This is a genomic window from Bradyrhizobium sp. URHC0002, from assembly GCF_054059515.1.
Genome location: NZ_JBSSCF010000001.1, coordinates 8,796,132 through 8,814,733, shown reverse-complemented (window position 1 = coordinate 8,814,733; position 18,602 = coordinate 8,796,132). Strand labels below are relative to the sequence as shown.

Annotated in this window: 17 protein-coding genes and 1 pseudogene; 6 read left to right on the top strand and 12 right to left on the bottom strand. The window is 57.5% G+C overall.

The window, feature by feature from the left end; all coding sequences use genetic code 11:
- Positions 1-17: 17 nt before the first annotated feature.
- On the bottom strand, positions 18-1,694 hold the full coding sequence (locus ACVWVY_RS42495; RefSeq protein ID WP_456631972.1) for an MASE4 domain-containing protein: 1,677 nt from the start codon (positions 1,692-1,694) through the stop codon (positions 18-20).
- Positions 1,695-1,843: 149 nt separating this feature from the next.
- Here ACVWVY_RS42495 and ACVWVY_RS42490 point away from each other — a divergent pair, with 149 nt between their 5' ends.
- Both ACVWVY_RS42490 and ACVWVY_RS42485 read left to right on the top strand, forming a co-directional pair.
- Entirely contained in the window at positions 1,844-2,911 is a 1,068-nt protein-coding gene (locus tag ACVWVY_RS42490; protein WP_456631971.1) for an IS110 family RNA-guided transposase, read from the top strand.
- A 422-nt stretch (positions 2,912-3,333) separates the two neighbouring features.
- Positions 3,334-3,642, top strand: coding sequence for a hypothetical protein (locus ACVWVY_RS42485; RefSeq protein WP_456631970.1), 309 nt, complete (start codon positions 3,334-3,336; stop codon positions 3,640-3,642).
- 371 nt (positions 3,643-4,013) lie between these two features.
- Here the strand turns inward: ACVWVY_RS42485 and ACVWVY_RS42480 are convergent, their stop codons facing one another.
- Positions 4,014-4,697, bottom strand: a complete 684-nt coding sequence (locus ACVWVY_RS42480; RefSeq protein ID WP_456631969.1) for a helix-turn-helix domain-containing protein — start codon at positions 4,695-4,697, stop codon at positions 4,014-4,016.
- A gap of 726 nt (positions 4,698-5,423) precedes the next feature.
- Between ACVWVY_RS42480 and ACVWVY_RS42475 the strand changes: the two genes are divergently transcribed.
- Positions 5,424-5,567 (top strand): hypothetical protein, encoded by a 144-nt coding sequence (locus ACVWVY_RS42475; RefSeq protein ID WP_456631968.1) that lies wholly within the window; start codon positions 5,424-5,426, stop codon positions 5,565-5,567.
- A gap of 59 nt (positions 5,568-5,626) precedes the next feature.
- Here ACVWVY_RS42475 and ACVWVY_RS42470 read toward each other — a convergent pair whose 3' ends face one another.
- Positions 5,627-6,091, bottom strand: coding sequence for a hypothetical protein (locus ACVWVY_RS42470; RefSeq protein ID WP_456631967.1), 465 nt, complete (start codon positions 6,089-6,091; stop codon positions 5,627-5,629).
- A gap of 297 nt (positions 6,092-6,388) precedes the next feature.
- On the opposite strand from ACVWVY_RS42470, the gene ACVWVY_RS42465 reads away from it, so the two are divergent.
- The 3 genes from ACVWVY_RS42465 (at position 6,389) to ACVWVY_RS42455 (ending at position 8,817) form a co-directional block, all read left to right on the top strand.
- The gene (locus ACVWVY_RS42465; protein ID WP_456631966.1) at positions 6,389-7,180 is read left to right on the top strand and encodes an outer membrane protein; all 792 of its coding nucleotides are present in this window, start codon (positions 6,389-6,391) and stop codon (positions 7,178-7,180) included.
- 324 nt (positions 7,181-7,504) lie between these two features.
- Positions 7,505-8,308, top strand: a complete 804-nt coding sequence (locus ACVWVY_RS42460; protein WP_456631965.1) for an alpha/beta fold hydrolase — start codon at positions 7,505-7,507, stop codon at positions 8,306-8,308.
- Positions 8,305-8,817, top strand: a complete 513-nt coding sequence (locus ACVWVY_RS42455) for an adenylate/guanylate cyclase domain-containing protein (RefSeq protein ID WP_456631964.1) — start codon at positions 8,305-8,307, stop codon at positions 8,815-8,817. Before ACVWVY_RS42460 ends, ACVWVY_RS42455 begins: the two co-directional genes overlap by 4 nt.
- 424 nt (positions 8,818-9,241) lie before the next feature.
- Here the strand turns inward: ACVWVY_RS42455 and lpxD are convergent, their stop codons facing one another.
- The 9 genes and pseudogenes from lpxD to ACVWVY_RS42410 form a co-directional block, all read right to left on the bottom strand.
- The gene (lpxD, locus tag ACVWVY_RS42450; RefSeq protein ID WP_456631963.1) at positions 9,242-10,369 is read right to left on the bottom strand and encodes a UDP-3-O-(3-hydroxymyristoyl)glucosamine N-acyltransferase; all 1,128 of its coding nucleotides are present in this window, start codon (positions 10,367-10,369) and stop codon (positions 9,242-9,244) included.
- A 142-nt stretch (positions 10,370-10,511) separates the two neighbouring features.
- Complete coding sequence (locus ACVWVY_RS42445; protein WP_456631962.1) at positions 10,512-10,892, bottom strand: response regulator transcription factor; 381 nt, start codon at positions 10,890-10,892, stop codon at positions 10,512-10,514.
- Between the two features lie 83 nt (positions 10,893-10,975).
- Positions 10,976-11,617, bottom strand: a complete 642-nt coding sequence (locus tag ACVWVY_RS42440; protein ID WP_456631961.1) for a response regulator transcription factor — start codon at positions 11,615-11,617, stop codon at positions 10,976-10,978.
- A 791-nt stretch (positions 11,618-12,408) separates the two neighbouring features.
- Positions 12,409-13,161 carry an outer membrane protein gene (locus tag ACVWVY_RS42435; protein ID WP_456631960.1) on the bottom strand — a complete coding sequence of 251 codons (753 nt, stop codon included), beginning with the start codon at positions 13,159-13,161 and terminating at the stop codon, positions 12,409-12,411.
- A 203-nt stretch (positions 13,162-13,364) separates the two neighbouring features.
- Positions 13,365-13,661, bottom strand: coding sequence for a DUF1488 family protein (locus tag ACVWVY_RS42430; protein ID WP_456631959.1), 297 nt, complete (start codon positions 13,659-13,661; stop codon positions 13,365-13,367).
- A gap of 666 nt (positions 13,662-14,327) precedes the next feature.
- A complete protein-coding gene (locus ACVWVY_RS42425; protein ID WP_456632464.1) occupies positions 14,328-14,675 on the bottom strand; it encodes an integration host factor subunit alpha in 348 nt (115 codons plus the stop codon).
- A 528-nt stretch (positions 14,676-15,203) separates the two neighbouring features.
- Positions 15,204-15,938, bottom strand: a complete 735-nt coding sequence (locus ACVWVY_RS42420; protein ID WP_456631958.1) for a hypothetical protein — start codon at positions 15,936-15,938, stop codon at positions 15,204-15,206.
- Positions 15,939-16,877: 939 nt separating this feature from the next.
- Positions 16,878-17,150, bottom strand: coding sequence for a hypothetical protein (locus tag ACVWVY_RS42415; protein ID WP_456631957.1), 273 nt, complete (start codon positions 17,148-17,150; stop codon positions 16,878-16,880).
- A 582-nt stretch (positions 17,151-17,732) separates the two neighbouring features.
- Positions 17,733-18,566, bottom strand: a pseudogene (locus ACVWVY_RS42410) (potassium channel family protein).
- Positions 18,567-18,602: the final 36 nt, after the last annotated feature.

Here is an 18,602-nt window from a genome sequence, read left to right as displayed (position 1 = left end):
GGCTCCGATCCGGTATGCTATTCCGGTCGCGAACCGGCCGGCAGTGTAAGCTCAAAAATGGAGCCATCTGAGTCCGACTTGATCAGCCTCAATTTGCCTCCGTGCTTTGCCAACAGTGTAGAAGAGATAGCGAGCCCCAATCCCATTCCGCCGTCTTTTGTCGTAAAGAAGGGATCGAATATGCGCTCCCGGTCCCCGGCGGGAATTCCAGGACCGGAGTCTTCGACCGACATCAATACCTTCGACTGCCCGTCGAAGCGGGTTTTAAGCTGCAGCCGCCGAGTACCCGGGGGCGAGGAACCCATGGCATCAATGGCATTCCTCATGAGGTTCAGAAGTACTTGCTGCAGTGCGATGCTATCCATCTGCACGTCGGGAAGATTGCCTTGGAAATCAGTACTCACCGATATTTCCCGGACTTGAAGATCATGTCTTAGCAATCGTAATGCGAGCTGTCCCGCATCCTCTGCGCTTATTGGGCCACTTCGATGAATTGTCTTGGTTGTCAGTTCGCGAATGCTAGAAATCGTTGCACCAGCGCGATGGCTGTCAGCCTCTATGTCACTGAGGATTTCCTCCAGGACCTCCAAATGAGGCGGAATTGACTGAAGCTGGCTGAGAGCTGTACTGGCGTTAAGAGCGATGGCTCCTAAGGGCGCGCCCAACTCGTGGGCGACGGCCCCCACCACAGCTTCCACGCTCAAGAGCCGGTTCGTGCGTTCACGTCGCAGCAAGGTGATGGCGCTTGCTAGCCGCGAATAAAGAAGCATCGTTTCGACGATCAAGACGGTCAGCAACATGCAACTAGCGACCAGCACAAAACAACGAGCTGCATACCAACCAATGGTAAATCGTATTGAACTGCCGACGATCGCCACCAGGAAGTTTGGCATGCTGGCGAGTAAAGTCACCATCAGCCATAAATCGAGGATTGTTCGTCTACGAAGAAATAGGACCGTCAGAGCGATTGCGCCCCAAGACCAAAGCGCAAAGTTGACTTGATTGCCAAACTGCGTCTGAACTCTGACGTCATTGGTGTAGAAGCTCGGGATATATTCCGTTTTCGTGGTTACGATCCAAGTGAGTACAGTTATTGTCCCGAGTACGCCGGCAAGGGTGGTAATGATGGTCCCCCTTGTCGATCTGGCCGCCAGAGCGTCTACTCCAATTCGATCTTTGGAGAACGCATAGACCATGATTGCCGCCGGAAAAGTGGTGTGCCAAAGCACGTAAATCCAAGCCGGGCTGTTGGGCCCATCACCGATCAGGCCAGCAGGGGCATACCCGCCTGGAAAGGCCAACGTTTGCAAGAACGCGAACGAACCGCTGAATATGTAGCCGCTCGCGAGGGCGAGAAGAGCCCGCTGCGGCTGGATGGAATACTGAGAAAACAGAAGGGTCGCCGTAATAAGGTCGGCGATGCTCAAGGCGGTTTGCAAGACCGGAATGAAGGCATCGATCCGGCCTAACTGGACGCTCGCGAATGGTGCGACAGCCGCCGCCGCGACAATTAAGAAGATGGCGGCCCCGACAGCGATCGCCCTTTGCTGCTCGGTCGCGGGCGTATTGGCTATAATTAGCGGGCAATCCTGCTCTTCTTTCTGGATAGAAACTTGGGCTGCGGCTTTTCCTGGGACGCGCGGCCCCCTTGCAACCCCGCCGCCGATATGCCGCCAGGCCCGGTGCTGCCTCATGCTCGCTCCAAGCATCATAATGGGGCATTGTAACCATTTGAACGCCACACTTGGAAGGAGACAATGCCCGCTAATGGGATGGTCGGGCCGTGCTCCTGCCCCGCCAGCCAGCGAAGCTGGCAAGGGGCGCCAAAGACAAGGAGCTCGCCATGCCTCAGGCACCCAATACCGCGATCGCTGTGATCGGCATCGATATCGGCAAGAACTCGTTCCACGTCGTGGGCCACGATACGCGCGGCGCCATCGTGTTGCGGCAAAAGTGGTCGCGTGGCCAAGTGGAAGCGCGGCTCGCCAATATACCGCCATGCCTGATCGGCATGGAAGCCTGCGTGGGCGCACATCACCTGAGCCGCAAACTCGCATCGCTTGGTCACGATGCCAGGTTGATGCCGGCCAAATATGTCCGTCCCTATAGCAAGGGACAGAAGAACGACTTCAATGATGCCGAAGCGATTGCCGAAGCCGTGCAGCGACCGACGATGAAGTTCGTAGCGACCAAAACCGCGAAGCAACTGGATCTGCAAGCGCTGCATCGGGTGCGCGAGCGGCTGGTGTCGCAACGCACCGGCATCATCAACCAGATTCGCGCCTTCATGCTGGAACGCGGGATCGCCGTACGCCAGGGTATCGGCTTCCTGCGTACGGAACTGCCTACCATTCTTGCGACGCGCACCGATGCCCTGTCGCCGCGCATGTTGCGCGTCATCGAGGAGTTGGTAGGCGACTGGCGCCGGCTGGATCAGCGCATCGATGGCCTATCCGGCGAGATCGAAGCACTGGCCCGTCAAGATCAGGCATGTTCGCGCCTGATGACGGTGCCTGTCATCGGGCCGATCATTTCGAGCGCCATGGTGGCCGCGATCGGCACTGGAGACATGTTCTCCAAAGGCCGCGACTTCGGCGCCTGGCTCGGACTGGTGCCCAAGCAGATTTCGACGGGAGACCGCACGATCCTCGGCAAAATCTCGAGGCGCGGCAATCGCTACCTGCGCGTTCTGTTCGTGCAGGCGGCATGGGTTGTGTTGGTCAAGATAAAGAACTGGGAACGTTACGGGCTCAAATCCTGGATCGAAGCCGCCAAGAGGCGGTTGCACCACAACGTGCTGGCGATCGCACTCGCGAACAAGCTTGCCCGGATCGCCTGGGCGGTGCTGGCCAAAGGACGCGCCTTCGAGCTGACGAGGACCGACGATGCAGGCGTCGTCCAACCCGCGTGATCCTGAGCCACCATCGATCCATGCAGCGCAAGCAGAAAATCACCATCGTGGAAATGCGGGAGACCGGCGCTACCCGGCTCATCGTCTATTGCGCCGACTACAAGTGAGCGCACTCCGTCGTGGTCGACGCGAGCCGCTGGGGCGACGACGTGCGTCATCCTTCTGGAGCCGAAGATTTACCTGTCAGGTTTGCGGCCATCGGGGTGCAGACATCCGGCCGTTGTTCGAAAACGGGCGCATGGGGACCGGTTAGCCCCGCGCATCGCTCTTGCCGTCGTCTGTAGCCACAGTTTGTCCGGCACCGGACAGACGCGGAACCAAAAACCGGAATGTACTCAGGCTCCGGCGGCATAGATTAGCGGCATGTCGCCACACGGCTGCAGCTCGACTCTGGAGCTGCTAGCCCTTTTGTGGAGTTGCGTATGCGTCCCTCCCCATCAGTGGTCCCGTCTGAAACCGGCCACGATACCTACCTAGTGTTGGAAGACTTGGGACGCCTCGGCCCCGTCTGGCGCGAGACCGCTGAAGCGGACGCCAATCACGAGACGCTGATCCGCGAGCTGTTGGACGATCAATACAGCCGTCCGATGCGTATCGTCGCCTTCAATACCGCTGAGGGCTGGTCCCGTGATGTCACGGTCGACATAGCTGACGAGCTGCGCCGACGATTTGTGGAGTGCGATTACGTGCCGGGTTCTGTTGAGGAGCTCTTGGAGCTGGCAAGGCGCTGAAGCCCGGCTTCCCAAGGTCTCATATGGACCCCGTTCGCCAAGTCCACCCCGATCGCGGCACGTCAATTTTAACTGGCACCCTTAACACCCGAGCTTCATCGTGATGGCCATAAACAAAGTCAGCGTGCTGCACGTCATGCAGATGGTCGCCCTGCTACTGCGTGACAGGATTCGCTTCGTGCCCGAGGCGGCCCCGCCCACGCCCTCTGCCGGACACACCGCGACCCGACTCGCATTTGTCTGGCCGTTGCCTATCTATCCAGCATGCGTGCGGGTGAAGGATGCATTCCGATGAGGCCCCTCCTGCGAGGCAAGTACTTGGATGGCGACAACGCCAATCCGCCGAGAAGGAGGCTTACTTGATGGGTTCTCTATGCCGGCAGGTTAAAGCTTTCCAGCCCTGCCCGATCGCGGAGCGAGATTTCGCGCTGATTGCTGCCGATGAAATGGAGCAAGCCGGCTCGATGAAACCGTGATATTGCACGAGATACGGTTTCAATCGTTAGTCCAAGATAGTCCGCGATGTCACGGCGGGACATTGGCAGCATCAGGATCCCAGTAGCGGCTAACCGCTTATCCATTTCAAGCAAGAACGCAGCGACTTTCTCCAGTGCAGTTTTGCGGCCTAGCAGCAGCATGTGATCTTCGGCGTGCATCAGATTGAGTGTGGTCATGCCGAGAAGATTCCGAGAGACAACTGCGTCGCTTTCAGCGACCGTCTCAAGGCTTTGCCGTTTGATTAGACGGACGGTAGTCGTCACAACCGCGTCTGCGGTAAACCGATGTGCATCACCGTTTTCCAGTCCAAATATATCGCCAGCGAGATGAAACGCGCCGATCTGGCGGCGACCATCTGTAAGTAATTTGTAGCTTCTGACCGCGCCGGTTCTTACCTGATAAACGTACTCGGCCGACTCTTTCTCGCCGAAGATCTCGGTCCCCTTCTTGTAGGTGAATTCATTCAAACTGACGATTGGGTTTGACCCGCTCGTCATGCCGAAGTCCACAAGCGAAGTGGGACTGGACGTCACGTTCGTGGTGAGACGCACAAACATCGGCGGAATCCATAACTCGAGGGTTTTCCAAAACAAGCCTAGTTCGAAGTAGATGCCACACTGTCCCGTCCGTCACTTGTACCAAAGGACAATGGAAGCAAATTCGAGCGAATTTTCAGCAACTGCGATGTCCGCTCGCAGTGGGCTTGATTTAGATCGAGGAATATTTTCCGCTCGGCCTCCTCAAAGGCGCGCCGTCTCTCCAACCGCATCAGCCGGGCTTGGCTTGCAGCTATCCGCCGCGGCCTAATTGAGCTTGCGTCGTAGCTTGCCCAGGAACGCCCGCAGATCGGCGATGTATTCCGCAATGACTCCTTGCCTTCCTCAAGGTCGCGAGCCGGCTGAGGCTCCTTTTTGCCCGGCGTTTTGTCGTTCGGATCCATTATACCAATTGGCGCCCCGCCAAATGGGCGCTTTGACTTATGTCAAGGGATCACTTCAGCGCGCAATGATCAGGCCGCACCTCCGGGCCGTGATCAAAGCGCGTTGATCATTCTCCTCGTTCAAATCCAGCCAGCCGCCCAACCTGGCCGCGGTCCCTTAGGCTTCGCCGGCACTGGCTTGACCGGCGCGGTGCCAGCAATGGCGCGCCTGGATCGCGTGGCGGAACGTAGAACGGCAATGTTTTCGGATCAAGGCGCGGCGGATAGCCGCTCGCGCACATTGGTTTGACTTCGGTCTTCGACGGCACCGAACGACATCGTCCAGCCGATACACCCGAAGGCGATGTCGGCGATCCTGATGACGGATGAGGAGCGCGATGTCTGGATGGACGCACCGTGGGATGATGCTAAGGCGTTGCAACTGCCCTTGCCAGATGATGCGCTCGTCATGCGTGGAGTTGACAAGGAAGACAGGGTGGCGGCGTAGACGATGTCCTCATGGCCGACGATGCCGTGGCAGGATGATGGGTGATAAACCGATGCGGATCAGAAGGGCAGCTTGTCACTGGCGCATCGCGCAAGTGGCGGGCAGGCAGGTTCGGGATTGCGACACTTCTCCATGCATGTTGTCATCGCACCGGCATCGGGCTGCCCGGTACAGACCGGCACGCAAGCAGCGATGCGAGCGCGGCACCGCTCTTCGTCGGCCTTGCCACGCCGGGCAAAAAGCAAGATGCCTTGCGAGGCCGCCTGCGAGCGGACGAAGGTAGGAAGGTAGCCTTTGGCCCCCAAGTAAGCGCGAAGCCGAACCAACTTGGCTTGGTGATCTTGCTCAATCATCGTGTCAAGTTGCGCGACCCCGGTCGGTTGGCGAACAACAGCATTTGCCGCTCCTAAGCAGTACGCGGCTAAAAGCTCATGGTCGGTCGCAATATCGGGCTGGGCGCTCGCGGCATCAGCGGCCAAACCGACCGCTATCGCGCTCAAGGTGATCGCTACACATTGTTTCATCCGGCCTCCGCCCTATGGCAATGCAAGGTACTTCAACCGACAGCATTCCGCCACGGCAGGGCGTGCGGATGGGTGCGGCGCGTGAAGCGGGTGCGTGATCCCGTGTGCAGTTTGCCATTTTCCAGTCATATTTGAAAAATGGGTTGTTGCATTAAGGGCACGCAATCTCAGGACATAATCGCATAAGTTGTGAATGGAATTGGAGTCAAACGAATGTCTGCAGCAAACTTATCGGCAGTTGCGAGGTGCATTATCGTTTGAGATAGATCACCAGAGCCGTCGGAGATGGAGAAACACATGATGAAGTTTTTGCTGGCCACGGTTGGTCTAGTTGCATTAGGCGTGGCTGCTCCCGCGTCGGCCGCTGATCTGGCTGCACGTCCCTACACCAAGGCGCCACCGATGGTGGCTGCGATCTACGACTGGAGCGGCTTCTATGTCGGTGCCAACGGCGGTTGGGGATCGAGCCACAAGTGCTGGGATATTACGAACTTCCCCGGTGCAACTGTCGTACCCACCTTCCGTGAAGGTTGTCACGATGCGACCGGCGGAGTGGTTGGCGGTCAGATTGGTTACCGTTGGCAGAGCGCCGGTTGGGTGTTCGGCCTCGAAGCGCAGGGCGACTGGGCTGATTTGAAGGGATCCAATGTTAGCGGTTTCATTCCCGCCTGGACTAACAATTCCAAGATTGAAGCGTTCGGTCTGTTCACCGGCCAGGTCGGGTATGCCTGGAACAATGTTCTTTGGTACGTGAAGGGCGGCGCCGCCGTGACCGACGACAAATACCGAGGTACGGTGACCGCCACAGGCGCGCTGTTCGATTCAGCGAGTGAAACACGCTGGGGTGGTGTCGTCGGAACAGGCCTCGAATTCGGATTCGCACCGAATTGGTCGGTTGCGGTCGAGTACGATCACCTGTTCATGGGCAACCATAGTCACAGCTTCACGTCGACAGGTGTTTTGGGTGCCGCTGTCATACCAGTCGGCGGCGTATTCCGCACCGACTCTATCCGCCAAGATGTGGACCTCATCACCGCTCGCATCAACTACCGCTTCAACTTGGGCGGTCCGGCGGTCGCCCGTTACTGATTTCCCCTAATCTCCAGCGAACTTAAGCCCCGGCATCGTCCGGGGCTTCTTTGTACCCTCCTTGGCGGAATTATAGAACGAGCGAATGTCGCAGCTGGTCAAATCTTCAGGCGCGGCTGAGTTAGGTCTGCTCAACCCCCGACAGCGGACATCGGAAGACGGATCGTCCCGCTGGACCGCCGCTCACGCATCATCCAACCGGCTTCTATTTTCGAGCCAGTCCCTTGAAGGAACCGGCGCGCAGCAAGCCTACTTGCCGTTTTATTGCTATGTTCAGCGCAGATTTTGCGGTTCAGCGAGCCAAATCCGACGAGGGGCACCACCATGCAGCCGGTTACGCAATACGCTAAAAGCGGCGATGTCCACATCGCCTATCAGTCGTTTGGGGATGGTCCGATCAATCTGGTTATGGTCCCCGGGTTCGTTTCGAACGTAGAGAACTACTGGGAGGAGCCTGATCTCGCCCGCTTTCTGAATCGCTTGGGCAGCTACGCCCGGGTGGTAACCTTCGACAAGCGAGGGACCGGCATGTCAGATCGGGTTTCCGAGCTTCCGGGCCTTGACCAGCGGATGGACGATTTGCGAGCGGTCATGGATGCCGCCGGGATGGAGCAGGCGGCCTTGCTCGGGATTTCCGAAGGCGCTCCGCTGTCCGTCTTGTTTGCCGCAACATACCCTCACCGTTGCCGTGCGCTGGTACTCTACGGCAGCTTTTCACGGTTTTCGTACTGGTTTCCGACAGAGGAGGCGCTCACTGCATTCTTCAGCTATGTAGAGCAGGCATGGGGCACAGGCGGCAGCGTCCAAAAATTCGCCCCGTCGCGCGAAAATGACGGCACCTTCCAACGCTGGTGGGGCCGTAACGAGCGTCTCGGTGCCAGCCCATCCGCCGTGAAGGCTCTCATGAAGATGAATAGCCAGATCGATATAACCGGTATTCTTCCGGCGGTTCGGGTGCCAACTCTAGTGATTCACCGGACTGGGGACAAGACTGTCAGTGTAGAGGGCGGACGCGACGTGGCGGCGCATATTCCCGGCGCACGCCTTTTTGAGCTACCGGGAATCGACCATATTTTTTCGTCGGTGAGAACGCAGACGAAATCTCCGATGCGATCGAGGAGTTTTTGACTGGGTCAAGGGCCCCTGTCCCAGTTGACAGAGTCCTTGCCACGGTTCTCTTCACCGACATCGTCGGGTCGACCGAGAAAGCCGCCGAAATTGGCGATCAACGGTGGCGCGATCTTCTCGACAATCATCACGCCACGATCCGGCGCAATCTAGCGCGATTTCGAGGCCATGAAGTGAAAACAACTGGAGACGGCTTTCTCGCCACCTTCGACGGTCCAGCCCGCGGCGTTCGCTGCGCCTGTGCCGTTGCCGAGGAAATCAAGCCGCTCGGCATAGAGGTACGGGCGGGGCTCCACACGGGCGAGTGCGAAATGATTGGTGACGATGTTGGCGGTATCGCTGTTCACATTGGTGCGCGGGTCGCGGCGCTTGCCAGTGGAGGCCAAGTCTTGGTGTCGAGCACAGTGAAGGATCTGGTAGCCGGCTCTGGATTGCGCTTCAACGACCGCGGCGCCCAATCCCTCAAGGGCATTCCCGGTGAGTGGCGTATATTCGCAGCTGAACGTTGAAGACGCGATCGCGTATCCATTGGCGTGGATAGCTCTGTAGAGGGCCTAGCCTGTCGCCACCATGGCGATACTGGATGCGCCACCAGGGCCCGACAACATTTGTTTCGGACTGCAAAAGCCGCGTCAGCTTAACTAATCTCCGCCGATGCCGTTTATAATTTAGGCAACGGATCCTGCTTTGTGCAACCCGTGAACCCTAGAACACTATCGTCGAGCGGCAATGACAAAGGACAGCGATCGAACCAGCGGCCTAATGTCCCGACAGGGTTTGCCCGTGTCAACGAACATCGCCAGCTTGGCGGAGCAAGTCCCGATAAACGCCAATAAGCTACATACTAGCAAGGACACGTTTTTGCATGGACGTGAACTATTTCACGTACGCCGCCTGGTCCGGCGGTTGAACGATCTCACGGAACACACCGTCTCATCCCTCTCTCTTTGCCATCTTCTTGAGCGTGGCAATCTGTCGGAAAAAGTCTTTTATCGGCTGCGCAGGGCTTCCAAGCACTCTCGTGCCTGGCGCTATATCCGAAATGACGCCAGCCTGCGCCCCGACCTCCGCACCCTCTCCAATCCGAAGATGCCCGGCCATGGCTGCCTGCCCACCGACCTGGACGAAATCCTCCAGCACGGTTGAGCCCGAAATACCGACCTGTGCGACGATGACACAACACCGGCCGAGGACAACATTGTGGCCAATCTGCACGAGGTTATCGATACGCGAGCCAGCGCCAATCACCGTGTCTCGCGATGAACCTCGATCAATCGTCGTATTAGCGCCGACTTCGACGTCGTCTTCAAGTATGACCAGCCCAAGCTGGGGGACAGACAGAAATCCATGTTTTATGGAGGCGAATCCAAACCCTTCCTGCCCGATCCGGGCACCGGGATAGACGTAAACGCGTGCTCCCAACACTGCGTAGCTCAAGCTCACATGCGCGCCAATTCGGCAATCTCGACCGACAGTCACGCCACTTCCGATAACCGCGCAGGGTCCTATCCGACAGCCGGGCCCTATCTCTGCCCCGGTCTCAATTACCGACAGCGGCCCGACCTCCGCGGACGGATCGACGAGCGCCCCCTCCGCGACAATTGCGGACGGGTGAATGCCTGGAGAAGCCGCCGGCACGGGATAGAACAGTGCGGCCACACGTGCCCAAGCGGCGTAGGGTTCAGTGGTTTGGATAGCCACCGTGCCCGTTGGTACTCGTGCTGCCATGGCAGGACGCACGATCACAGCGCCCGCCAAAGTTTGATCCAGTGCAGAAGCGTAACGCGGGTTGTCCAGAAAACTCACTTCGTTTGGGCCAGCCGTTTGCAAAGGGGCAACACCTTCGATGAGCAGCTCGAGGTCATCAGCAATTCCCCGTGCCCTGTCTGTGACCACGGCAAGTGGATATGGGCCACTTCGACGATAGAACCTTGCGTCGCCCAAAGTTGCTTTAACCATCCGTGCTCCCAGGTCGCGAACCGGTTCAGTTAGCGTTACCATTTTGACTGGTGCCACGAAGCGATCGGCGCGTTGATACAGATCAATTGCCGTCAGCTCCATGGGCGAAACGCACGTGGCCCTCGGGCGGCTCGCCTGCGTGCCCCGCCGCGTCTAGCAGCGGCCCGCCTCGTCTACAAGCGAGATGCCCGCGCGGCGCCATATGACTACGCGAGTTTCCTTCTTTTGGTATGTCAACGCGCGGCTATGAACTCAAGGCGGACGCTTTTTTCAGCGGCTCAATCAATTCCTCCGCTGAGAATGGCTTTGTGAGAAACGCGACGCAGCCAGAAGCCAGCGCAGCCTCACGAACGGCAGGGGTTTCATTCCCGGTCATGTAGATCACCGGCACGGAAACGCCTGCCGCTTTGAGACCATGTCTCAACTCGATACCGGACCCGTCGTTCAGGTTGATGTCGAAGATGACGCAAGCTGCCTTTTCGACATTGGTGTAGTTTTTGAAAGCCTCTGCGGATGAAAACAGGATGGGTTCATATGCGTGCAGCCGCAACAGCCGCTGGACGGACTTCAGCATGCCCAAGTCATCGTCCACCACTAAAACAAGGCTGGGATCTCTCGACATCATGACCTGTCCGCCGACCTGTCTGAGGCTTTGATATGAGCCTCAGCCGGACAGTTTGACGTAAATCAATGGCTGTTGGTTCCAAATCAAAAAGACAGACCGTCCATATGTCTGGTAGCCGACGCAATGCCGATCCGCTCGGCAATGGACACAAGCTCTGCCAAGGACTTGACCTGCATCTTCTCCATCAGGCTGTGGCGATGTGACTTCACCGTGCGTGTGGTACAGCCTATCGCCCAAGCGATCTGCTTGTTCTGTTCGCCGCGCACGACAAGCTCGAAAACTTCCCGTTCGCGTGGCGTCAATCGGCCAAGTCGGGCGCGCACGCTGTCCAGTTTGTCTTTTAGATCGCGCAATGTTCGGTGGTGCGCAAAAGCCTTTTCAATCGCGCGAATGAGGTCGTCCGACGTTACCGGCTTGATCAGGAAGTCATCCGCTCCCGCCTTGATAGCTCTCACCGTGGTGGGAATGTCGGGATTGCCAGTGACGAATATGATTGGCAGGGTTGAGCCAAGTTCGGCCAGACGCTTCTGGAGTTCCGGACCATCCAAGCCGGGTATTCGCACATCCAGTAGGATGCAGCTGGGGATGCTTTCGGCTGGCAAGTTGACCAACAAATCCAGGGCCGAAGGATAGATAACAACCTCATAACCGGCTTGCTTTAGCCGACGTTCCATCGCCTCGCGAAAAGAGGCATCATCGTCAACAACATGAACCAAACCCGACAATCTCTTTGACCCCTGCTGTTTCTTACTGCGCTATACCAGCACCGCGCCAGTGGAGTGCTTTGCCCAGTAGTGGACGTGCGGAGTAGGCCCGGTCAACGGTCAGTCTTAGAGTGGGGATGGGGTAAAAACGGGACCCTGCTCCGTCCTCCGGGGCCTCCCGATCGATTGGCCGAGCCTCCCAGGCAGAATAGCCAAACCAACGGGATACAGGCAGGATCCCAGCGACTCCCGGCCGCTGTTGAACCAGAATGCATCTCAAGGAGGAAAGCCGCCACTCGCTCAAAGTGCCGTCTTGCGAGCGAGCAGCAGTATTTAAGTTCTCCACATGGATCAGATTGCGAATAGTCATGTGAGGATGGTGTTGAAAGTTCCAGGATCGTCGTGTGCATGTTCACTAAGGGTCTGGCGCTTCGAGCCTCTGTACATCGATCTGCGGAGCTATCACAGCTCGGTTTCAGGGGCGCTAGCTAGGCTACCTCCCACAAGACCGGGCGCCGCTCTGGTAATACTGTGATCTACCTGGTGGGGCTGTGGCGCCTAGGTGGAGGTGCAACACCAGTCAAACAGCGCCATTCTCACAGGTAAATTAAATGACTAAATGCAGTAAAGAACGTCTTGCTCCTACGAGGCGTCAACAGACTCCGCTCCGCTGTCAAGCGTTGATAGTCTTCGCCACGCAGTCGACGAGCCGCTGTCCAAAAAGGCCTCCGGGTGGACCTTTTAGACATCTCCAACAAAAAGGCCGGCATTTCTGCCGACCTAATTTGTGGAGGGACGTAGTTGAGCGAGGATCAGTATCTCGCGCCGTAGCCGCCAAATTTGTAGCTGATGCGGCCAGTGATCATGCTGATATCAGTGCTGGTGTGGGTCGTTACCGTGGTGATCGGTGCAAATCGCGGGGTCGAGAACACGGTGTCATCGCTCGTTCTGAATATGTAATCGTATTCGATGCCGGCGGTCCAATTTGGCGCGAAGCCATACTCAAGACCCACGCCGACCACGCCACCCCAACGGGTCCGCTCTGATTGGGCGACACCGATGCCGCCTACGGTGTCGAAGATGTCGAATCGCTGGTTTACCACCGCGGCGCCGCCCTTGACGTAAAGGAGGGTGTTGTTCCAAGCGTAACCAACCTGACCTGTGAAAAGACCTAAGGCATCGATCTGAGATCGGAAGGTCTCGCCGGCAAACGCCAAACTTCGCCGCTCGGTCCGAAGATTGGCCCAATCGCCCTGAGCTTCCAATCCAAACACCCAAGTGCCGGCCTGCCAGCGGTAACCGATCTGGCCACCCACAATGCCACCACCTTTATCATTACATCCTTCCGCGAAGAAGAAGGCGACGCCGTTGAGCGCAGTAACATCAGCGCACTGTCGAGCCCAGCCGTACCCGCCGTTTGCGCCGATATAGAAGCCGGACCAATCGTACATCATAGGAGCGGCAATCGGGGGCGCCTTGGTATAGGGCGCGAGATCAGCCGCCGATGCGGGAGCGGCGATGCCCAACGCGAAGAGCGCAACGGTACCCAGCAGATATTTCTTCATAATCTATCCCCAATTGTGCGCTTCGTTGAAGCGGGCACACGGGCAGGAGCGCCCATCGAAACTAAGCTAAGTTTAGCGGCAGTTCGTCAGGAAGACGGCAGTTCGTCAGGAAGACTGTATCCGAAATACAACACTTGGATCCTATGACGCGGCCTAAGATTTACCTTCACTCAGGCAGCTGCGCATCCGTCTCTAAGCACGCATCATTTGTTTTGCACGGTGCTCCTTGGAATGTGTTTCGCGAAAATGCGGACCAACCTCGTTTCCTCATTTGAAGTTTGGTCGAACTGTGCGGACGCTATCGCTTCGATAAGCTCGCGGTGCGCCTCGAACTCAGCGGGCAAACCCCGCGCCGCGCCCTTGGTCCACCCTCCAGCCAAGTCACCAAGCGCCGCCCTGCTAATCTCGCACCGCACAATGTTCTTGCCATTTCTCATCGCGAACTCGAACACCATCATTTCGGAATTGTATCCAACAGCCTCACCTCGCGTCAGCGGCATTCACCCGGTTCCTTCCAGTGGATGTGTGACGAGCGTCTAGCTCAAGCCATGCCGGTTCGCCGCCAGGCCTCCCGAGTCGCTAGCGAGCGTAACCGCCCACCAAGTAATCAGCTCTGAAAGCATCCCTGGCGAAGATCAGGAGCGGCCCGCTATAAGCCGTCCGCGCAACCGGCGATGCTCGGATCGGTGTCATCGACCTCGACATAGGAACGGTGCATTGCAGTCGCCCTTTTGTTGCCATCGAGCAGAACACCAATTGTACCACTTTGGTACTTAGGCCTCGGCAGCGCAACAATCACTCCCGAGCGCGTACTCGTTCTCGGGCTCCGCGCAATCCCTAACTCTGTTAGTCGTACTCGATCACCGAGTTGCAGCTCCTGCAGCATTTTCCTATTCTTCGCGAAGTTTCGACTGAGGACCACGAGGATTTCCAGCGGACCGAACCGCTCGGCTACCGACCGAAGTTTACCGGCCACTTAAAACCCGGGTGCGAGCAGAAGCTGGTGGCACGGCGCCATGCCGCCTCAGTTGCCGTACGGAACTTCCCCTTTCTATTGGGCACTGCGATGGAGCGAATTTAGATGATGGATGCCTCGTCGGTCGCAAACGCCCGGGTTGGGCTTGTCGGAGATTGCGAGCACGCGGGGACGTGCGCGAGCGTCTCTCTCAGTCGGCATGAACTTCAACTTCGGTAGTAAATGGGCAAGGACTAACAGGTCGCTTCCCATTGACCTGCGCCTTCATAATAAGGGACGCCTTAAATGCAACAACCCGCCGTGGTTCAATAATCACCTCGACGCCGTTCCTCGGGTTCCTGCCTGGCCGCTGGCCCTTCTTGCGTACCATGAACGATCCAAAAGCCGCCAGCTTGACTGTCTCTCCGCGCACAATGCAGTCGGAAATTTCTTTCAAGACTGATTCCGTCAAAGCTGCGGAGTCTGATCGCGATAGACCGGCCTTCCGGTAAACCGCGTCGTACAGTTCGACCCGCGTAATCGCTTTATGGACAATCATATTTGTTGCTCTTAAATGGATATAAAGCCATTCAAGCATTTGCTGTGCTCAAAGATCAAGCCATCAATAATGGACCGAAAGTACGACAAACGTCCACATCTTTGGAAAGCAGGTGCCGGCCACCGACAGCGACGTCACGGCAGTGCTCCGACGTGGCGATCAATCCCATGCGCAGCCGGCAGACATCCGCTCCGCTGCGGACCACTGCCTATTTGGCTCAGAGCCATCGGTGCCCTGAACAGGGGGAGTATGACCGGCGTCGTCAGGCCGTCTGAGTAGACGATATTCCGGCAGCTTTCCATTTATGGAGAGCAGGTCCCTTCTTTTGCGATTTACCTTTCAAGAAATCGGACGGTCCTTTTGTTCTTGTCCGCGGACTGTTCAACTATTTCAAAGCTACGACGAGCGAGCAACAAAATGGGATAGCGGCAGTGTTGCGGCTGATGACCAAATCCTCGACATCCAGGTAAGAGCCGTGCCTGCTTTGCCGTCGTACGCATTCAGCTTCGACGGGCAACGTCGGAGATCTCACCGCGGGTTCGTCAACGCAGCTCTTTCCAGCGCGTGAAGCGCCGTTCCAGAACGCTGAATGGGATCACGCGACGTCTTGCCGATACGACTGTGTCGCCTGTGCGGGGTCTTGACGTTCGCCGTGCCGCCATTCGCAGTTGCCTCTGCACTCTCCCGATCAGAATTGCAGTTTTTAGCCCGATCGCGGACTTTGAAAGGGTCGCGAGCGATTGCCTTTAGCGCCGAAAGATCCGCCTGATCGAGAAACGTGATTTTGCCAGGTGGCGTCGTTACCATCTTTCCGATGGTCGAACTGGGAATGCCCATTTTTGCAGATAACCTTGCGAAACGAATCGTGTCCCGGATAGTGCCAGAATCCTCACCGCCGTACTCGTTTCCAACCGCATGGACGCCGATCTTTGCACCTTTTGCGATGTATCTTTTGCTGCCGAGCAGGAAAATGAACGCGCACGCAGAGTCGCATTCCTTCGACACATAGGTGGACAGCCGCTTTTGCCGAGTTAGTGCTGCAATTTGATGTCCCTCGTGCAGAAAACCTCCGAGCGAATCCAGGTCGAGTCCGATAATTCGTTGCCGATCGCCGAAGTAAGACCGAAACTTCACGTAATCGCCGGCTACAATGTCTCCGCGAAGCTTGAGCACGTAGCCGCCATCGCACCTTACGCGTGAGATCTCCATGGCCGCGGACGGCGCGGCCAAAAGCGAAGAGACCCATACAATCGCCATTCGCATTTTTGACTTCGCACGCAATGGCCAGCATTCGATCGTTGTTCCGAATTGCAGACCAAGCCTGTGCCTAATTGACTTAGGTCAAAGGGAACTCAGTGCGGACGAGGAGGCTACTAACGTTCCGGTACGCCAGACATGGATCCACGAACGGCAGCAATTCGTTCTCCAGAGGGTCGCGAGCAGCGTCGTCGTCTGCAGAACGTCAATCCCTTCGCTCCGGCATGGGGGTTATCGCTCCACCCCTTTTTGTTCCTTTTTCCTTCTCCTTTTCGTTTGCTCGATGACCCACAACCAGCCAAAACCAATGGCGAAGACCACCATTACGATCAAAATGCCATACTCTATCATTGCAGTGCCGTGAGCCAGTGTTCACCAATCAAGATTGCGGTTCGCTGTCGGAGTCGGCCTTGATCCACATCAAGAGCTACTCGCCTTCGCCCAGACCTTCATCGGCAGCTTGAGGTCGATCGACCCGCTCGTTAACGTTTTCACGCAACCGTCAACGCGGCGTGGCGGGAGGCGCCGCAGGTTGCTGGGTCGTAGTAGGCGCCGCAGCAGGGGCGGCAGCAGGTCGCGTTCGTGGTTCACAGCGGCCGTTCACCATGCGCATTTTTCGAGCGTTGCACTTGCGGACCGCGGCACGCACCTTGGTGTTGGATACGCAAATTCCCTCGACCAGTTGACGCCCCAGACCACATCCTTGTCGAATTGGAATAACCAAATTGTTCGTCTGCTGATGCGGGACGTACGGCATACCCTGTGCTGAGGAGACGACGCAGAGCGCGAGTGCAACGACGGTCGGTCTGATCATTTTTTGCTCCCCATGTCACAGAACAACGCGCGGGTTGTTGCTCGGTGGATTTCGGCAGTTGAGCTAGGTCAATCAAAGACGGCCGAGCGACGAGAACCTTGCGGTCCGCCCCTTCAACGGCTTCGCTCCGACTAGCTAACGGTACGCCGCTCAGTAAGGACGGTAGCCGCCGCCGCAAACGTAGTTGCCGTAGGCGTCGTAGCAGCTGCCGCGATAGGCCCCGGCCGCAGCGGCTCCGACTGCAGCAGCGCCCACTGCCGCCGCACCGACACCGTATCCGCGATAGCCGTAACGCGCGCCGCGCACAGCGACAGCGCCGCCCCGGTATCCCCGAGCAGCCACAGCGCCGCCCCGGGGTCCTCGAACGGCGACCGCGCCGCCGCGGCCTCCAGCTCGCACGCCACCGCGGGCGAATGCGTAATCAGGGAAGGAAGTTACTAGCACCATGGCTAGAGCTGCCGAAGCGATGAGAACTCGACGCAACATTCAACCTACTCCTTCTTAAACGGAGAAAGCCACAGACACTGCCCATCGCACCCGAACCCGCCGGTCTGTCCGAAGCATTGCGCCTGGGAGCTTCTCTCCCTTGATCTGGATCAAACAAACCTCACGTTCATCTACGTGAACGATTGCTCCATCACGGCTTATCGCGCGGATGCTGCAGTCGGAGTATCTTGCCGCGATTCCGCACAGAAAGCCCGCGACTGCCAGCGCCTTGGCCGTGGCACTGCACCTCCATTGCAGTCGAAGCTAGCTCGGCAGGCCTTCTAAGCCCGAATGTGTGATTCCGCGACCGAGGCGGCTTCCTATTCGATCAGAGCTGCGCCTGCGAGACCTGTAGCGCGAGCATCCCGCCTGCGGCAGCTGATGCGAGGACGGCATCAGCTAGCAGCCGCACCCCCGAAGAGCGTATTGGCACATGCACGCTTTAAGCCAGCAGCGGCGTACATCATCGTGTTAGGGAAGGCGCCCACGGTGGCTCTAACCTAGTCCGAGCCCTCGTCAGGAATATTCAATACTGTACCACACGCCTTGCAATGCACCGCGTCGCTGTCATGGGCTGAAGGCCACAGATCGGGCATGGGAATCGCACCTTGGCCGGAGCCAACAATGCCTTGGCGAGATTCAGGAAAAGAGTCACGCCGAAGATCATAATAACAACGGTTATCAGGCGACCAACCGTTCCTGGCAAGGTGATGTCGCCGAAGCCTGTCGTGGTCAGTGCCGTAACTGTAAAGTAGAGCGCATCGGCATAGTTGGCGATGTGATTGTTGTGAGATTTCTGAGTCTCATAGACGATTCCCGTCATCACAAAAATGAACACAGCAAGATTTGCGACAGCAAAAATTACTGCTTCATTTCGCTGAAAGAAAGAGCTGTCGGCTCGAAGCCGGGCCACCATTTGATAGTCGCGTAGCAGCCGCAATGTTCGGAGAGTACGCAGGAAGCCGCCAGCCTCCCCGGCGAGCGGCGCGAGAAGTGAAATCATCACAACCAGATCCGTCCATGTCGAGAGACGGGTGAAGTCTTGCAGCGGATGTCGGCTGATAATCAAGCGCGCGGAGAAATCCGCAAGTATCAAGACACCGAACACGACGTCGAGTGATTGATTCAATACCCTTGCCGCGAGGCAGGAAGGACGTCGCGATTATAAACGTAACTGTAACAATATCGAGCACAAGCAAGGCGTACCGGAACCGTACCCCGCCAGAGGTTTCGCCCTCATATAATTGTCGAGTCCTATCCTTCAGTACCTCAAAGCGGATGGCGATAGATTCAACCAACCCATGTTCATCTGAGATGTGGCGAGGCAACACCATAGTCCCTGATCACTGGCTGTCGTTCTCGAGCTGGCT